The organism is Mesotoga sp. HF07.pep.5.2.highcov, from assembly GCF_003666285.1.
Classification (GTDB): Bacteria; Thermotogota; Thermotogae; order Petrotogales; family Kosmotogaceae; genus Mesotoga; species Mesotoga prima.
The window spans coordinates 1-4,858 of the sequence record NZ_JFHJ01000570.1 but is presented as its reverse complement, the minus strand read 5'-3'; the positions used below and the strand labels follow the sequence as shown (position 1 = coordinate 4,858).

General features: G+C 46.3%; 5 protein-coding genes and 1 pseudogene. 3 read left to right on the top strand and 3 right to left on the bottom strand.

Features of this window, described 5'->3' with window-relative positions:
• On the bottom strand, positions 1 to 179 hold a 179-nt coding region (locus BG32_RS12025; protein WP_121526901.1), incomplete at its 3' end, for a DUF3798 domain-containing protein.
• Between the two features lie 258 nt (positions 180 to 437).
• Between BG32_RS12025 and BG32_RS12020 the strand changes: the two genes are divergently transcribed.
• The 3 genes from BG32_RS12020 to BG32_RS12010 all read left to right on the top strand — a co-directional run bounded on the left by BG32_RS12020 (position 438) and on the right by BG32_RS12010 (position 3,315).
• Positions 438 to 1,346 carry an AEC family transporter gene (locus BG32_RS12020; protein ID WP_259459710.1) on the top strand — a complete coding sequence of 303 codons (909 nt, stop codon included), beginning with the start codon at positions 438 to 440 and terminating at the stop codon, positions 1,344 to 1,346.
• Positions 1,347 to 1,432: 86 nt separating this feature from the next.
• Positions 1,433 to 2,722, top strand: coding sequence for a patatin-like phospholipase family protein (locus tag BG32_RS12015; protein WP_006486639.1), 1,290 nt, complete (start codon positions 1,433 to 1,435; stop codon positions 2,720 to 2,722).
• A gap of 5 nt (positions 2,723 to 2,727) precedes the next feature.
• Complete coding sequence (locus BG32_RS12010) at positions 2,728 to 3,315, top strand: hypothetical protein (RefSeq protein ID WP_039882227.1); 588 nt, start codon at positions 2,728 to 2,730, stop codon at positions 3,313 to 3,315.
• Here BG32_RS12010 and BG32_RS12005 read toward each other — a convergent pair.
• Together BG32_RS12005 and BG32_RS12000 are read right to left on the bottom strand one after the other, a co-directional pair.
• Positions 3,289 to 4,560, bottom strand: coding sequence for a LemA family protein (locus tag BG32_RS12005; RefSeq protein WP_006486635.1), 1,272 nt, complete (start codon positions 4,558 to 4,560; stop codon positions 3,289 to 3,291). The genes BG32_RS12010 and BG32_RS12005 overlap by 27 nt on opposite strands.
• A 26-nt stretch (positions 4,561 to 4,586) precedes the next feature.
• Positions 4,587 to 4,858: pseudogene (locus BG32_RS12000) on the bottom strand (hypothetical protein); the annotation flags it as partial.

Sequence of the window (4,858 nt, the reverse complement as noted above, 5' to 3'; positions counted from 1 at the left end):
TGTACGATCATCCCACCGGAAGCAGCATCCCCGTATTTCTTGATCAGCGCTTCGGCGCCTCGAAGATCATCTTCAGACTGTGACACCGTTCCGGTTACAACGCCGATGTGAAATTCTGCGGCAAACATGAAAGCCGCGCTTACAAGAACTACCAGCAGAACTAATAGTGCTTTACGCATTCAAAAACCCCCTTTTATTAAGGATTTAGGCTGCCCGACAGGCATCCTTTAATAACATATCTTGTTTGACCGATATAAAAGCCGGATGGCCCGGATATCAAAAAGGAAAGTATAATGTTTAACGAGACTAGTTTATCACAATTTTGAGTCATTAATGTAATGACCTGGTTCTTCAGTATTGGTCATTCAAGCTCCCTAAGTACGTCTAGTCTCCTCTCTTTGTTCTGTCCTTTGTTATGCTGGTTTATAATCCTCTTGATGAGCGCAATCGTCTCGAAAATCCTAACTTTCTTTGTATTGATAGGAACTGGATTCATAATGAAGAAAAGTAATTTGGCCGACGATCTATTCACAAAGGGGATCTCAAGATTTGTCCTGTACATAACCCTACCCGCTTTGATAGTAGAGTCTATGAATTTCGACTTTTCTTACGAGATGCTTTCAAACTCCGTAATATTGTTAATGGCCGGTGGTGTGCTCTATTTGTTTCTCTGGATCCTGGGAATTGCTTCTTCCAGAGTTCTCAGGCTTACCGGTGATGTTAGAAGTGTATTTCGTTATGCTATGCTCTTCGGAAACGTCGCCTATATGGGCTATCCGGTTGTGGAGTTGGTGATCGGAAAGAAAGGTGTTTTTTACAGTGCAGTGTTTAATATCTGGTTCAACATATTAACCTGGACCGTTGGGATCAGGATAATGTCGGGCAAGACGGAACTGTCAGGGAAAAAAGCCTTCCTGAATCCCGGAATGATCTCGGTCTTCATTGGCCTTGTTCTCTTCTTCACACCTCTTAAACTTCCGGTCTTTCTCGACGAAGCTCTTGCGCTTCTTGGGGAGAGTACTATTCCATTGGCTATGATCGTAGCCGGTATCATTTTGGCAAGTTCAAAGATTTCTGCGATTCTGAAAGGGCGAACGATAATAATCTACAGCCTTTTGAAACTTTGCGTTGCGCCGATGATAGTCTTTCTTTTCCTTTCCTTCTTGAGACTGCCGCAAACGGTCGAGAAAGTGCTGATAATAATGAGTGCAATGCCGGCTGCAGCTAATACGTCGATCTTTGCGCGGCTTTTTGATTCGGACTTCGAGCTTTCTTCAAGATTGATAGCTTCCTCAACTCTTTTCTCCCTAATTTCGATCCCTTTAATCATCTCTTTTCTTGAATGAAAAGGTCAGATCTAGATTTTCTCTTCCGTTTTGCTTTGAGATAATGCTATCATCCCTCTATAAACTCCCGAAGAGAGGTGTGAAAATTGAGACGTCTCGCGGTTGCTTTTTTTATTTTGGCTCCTTTGATTGTGTTGTCGGGAAGTGTTGCCCTGGTTCTTTCAGGCGGTGGAGCGAAGGGCGGCTATGAGATCGGTGCCTGGAAGGCTTTGATAGATCTCGGAGTCGATTTGGGTGGAGTGTACGGTACTTCGGTAGGTTCTCTTAATGCCGCTGCAGTTGCACAAGGCGATTTCGATAAAGCATTGGATGTCTGGAGAAACATTTCTGAAGAGAGCGTGATGAAGCCAACGGAAGCGCAGCGAAAGTTGATCGAGGCATATGGAGGAGGTTCTGACTGGAGTCTCGGTGAGCTTTATCAGGGAGCTGTAGACGTCATCAATGAAGGCATAGATGTGACGCCGCTCAAGGAGCTGCTCAGCTCTGTGATATCCGAAGAAGCCGTGAGAAACTCCTCGATAGACTTCGGACTTGTGACTTTTGATCTGACCGATGTCAGGCCCGAAATGCTCTTCATTGAAGACATACCTCAAGGATCTCTAGTGGATTACTTGATGGCAAGCGCGAATTTCCCCGGATTCAAAACGGTAGTCATCGATGGAAAGGCCTTTGTCGATGGAGGAATCTACTCAAATCAGCCAGTTGAGATGGCTTTGGAAAGAGGTTTTAGAGAGATCATTCTGGTCGATATCGGTAGAACTGCTCTTAGAGATAGAATAGGGAAGTTCCAGGCGTATCTTTCCGGGGCTAAGCTCACCCATATAAGACCGAGAGTTATGTACGGCAGTACTCTGGATTTCGATTCGGAGAAAGCCATACTACAGATCGAAGCAGGCTATCTAGATACCCTGGCCGCTTTTGGCTTGACGAAGGGAAAGTACACATATATCTTCGAGAACAGAGACATCTTCAAGATGATGTTCGATTCGCTCTCCCCGGAAGAGAAGAACGAGGCAATGAAGATAATCAATGATTCTCGGGAATGGGACGATCCCGAGAGCTTCTATTCTGAGCTCTTATCATCTCTTGAAGTGATTTATGAGAGTGAGGATCCCATGATAGACGTAGTAGATGAGCTGGCTTCAATGCTTGAGGTACCGGCTCTTGATCTGTACAGCGTCGAAGAAATACTCCAAGCCCTGCGTGATGCCTACCTGAGCAAAGGATTCCTAGATGAGAAAGTCTCACCTGTTCACCTCAGGAAGATGCTAAGCTTTTTTATCTTCCTATTGGAAAAGGCAGAGATTCCTGAACCACCCACTCAATTCGACCTTTTCAAATCTTCCTTCATAACGCTTAGGGGAGTAGAGGAGTGAATACTATGAAATGGATGATTTTTTCTCTGGTAATTATGTTTCTGTTCTCCGGTTGCGTTCCGATGGCTTTAATGATGGGACCGGAGATTTTACCTAGCGGCACGTTGAAACAGGCCGTTGGAATGGATCTCCTTGTAGGTTTCGAAGAATCTATCCTCGCCCCCTGGAGTTTCCAGTATCTTGCCAGGATGGGCCTTACGGAGTATCTCGAAGGTTCACTTAGGGTAGCAATTCCGAGCATCTTCATTTCCGCGCCGGCAGCCACGGTCGAAGCTGGGGCAAAGCTGGGAGTACCGGGCTTCAGAAACGCAGCCCTTCTGGTGAGTGGAGGGGCCTTTTTCGGCAAAAAACCAAGTGGAATAAGCGGAGACGACTACTTCATACCATTCCTCAGGGTAGCGCCGATGGCGGGGTTTTACATACGAGACTGGATGGTTGGGGCTAAAATCCAGCTTTTCGTGGCCAGCGAAGCTGGTATCGTTTCCGGTCTCTTCTTGACAAATGGAAAGTTCTATTTCGAGCTGGACATACCTTTTATCGAAAGCACATCCAGCCCCGATGGAGGCCTATTTGGAATCTCCGTCGCTTTTTGATTGAAGAAGTAACTCACAGTTCTTCAAACGAGCCAGAGTAGCGACTATATTGTCGGGGATTCTCTCGAGCCTTGTGTTGTAAAATGTCGCGATGTTATTGTAATAGGCTCTGGCGAGTTCGAGCCTATTTTCGGTATCCGATAGTTCTCTTTGAAGTCTGGATACGGCATCGCTTGATTTAAGCTCTGGATAGTTTTCGATAAGAAGAAGGAGCCTTTCAGCCGCTTCTTCGTTCACAGCTGCCTCGCTTCTGAGAGCTGCTATCTTTGTCTGGATACTCTGCTCATGCTTCATCAAACTCGAGACGGCGGAAGAAAGGCGCGGTATCAAATCGTGCCTTCTCTTCAGCTGAACCTCAATCTGTGAAAAGCCCTGTCTCACTCTTTCTCTAAGCGATTTGAGACTATTGAAAGTGGTCCAGAACCATCCTATCAGCCAGAGGCCCAGATATATTCCGGTCGGCATGAAGTAATCTGAAACTCCGGAAGGTATCCATCTATAAAAGCCAATCCTGCTTGCTATGAAGAATGAGATCAACAATACTCCCAATCCGCCCAGAGAAAGCAGCCAGTAATTTAGGGAGTAAGACTTGCTAATCCTGTCTTCTTCACGAGTTGAAATCAAGAACAGGGGTGAACTCTCATCATGAGCGATCTCAGGGGCAACAACATCCTCTCTTTCTCTGGACTGGCCGATAACATAAACTCTTGCGTCAAGGGGAATAATCGATTCAGTGAACATTCTTAAGTGATCGGAGTGAATTATCGATTCTGCAGGACCCTTGCCATAGTACAGCGGATCGGACGGTCTGCATCTCAAATTCATCGCTCTAACTCCTTCGATTTTCGCTTTCTCGGGTCTAATTTGAATCGTGCCTGTCTCGTCGCGGAGATTAAATGGACACATCGACTCACCAGATGCGACTGTCTTCCAACCACTCTCACGTTTCGTTCTCGTTCTGGTCTTCCCCTTTGAATCGGTATAGGTTTCTGTAGTCGTCTTGCTCCAGTGTTCAGAGATTTCCCAAGAGCACTGTACGCATGGAGATTCAGTAAGGTAACTCGTAACGGGGTTTTGGCATTCCACCTTTCCCGACACTTCCACCAGACCTATGAAGACCCCGTGTGCCTTCGAAGTTGGCATGTCGTCGATCAACCGCTTTCGCCTGTACGATCTGAAAGAAAAGAAGAGCATGAGTAACGACAATCCGAAGCCGATCAACCTGATAAGAGAACCATAATCCATAAAGCTCACCACCAAAAATCAACTTGTTACACGGCCAGTCGGATTTTATCATAACTTGGTGATAAGCTTCCGGGAAGGTCTTCGGAAATTCGAGAGTAGACGTCTTTGTCAGTCAACGGTCCACCGGCCTCCGAAATTAGCAGACTGGCGAGAGCTGAAGTGATGCGGCGAAGAACATCACCGGAAGTGAGGCTGTTACGCAGGAAGAGTTTCGGGTCAACCGTCAACGGCCCACCGTACTCCGAGAGGATCCTTCGAAGATGCAAACAGAGATCCCGAAACAAGTTCGGGATGACTA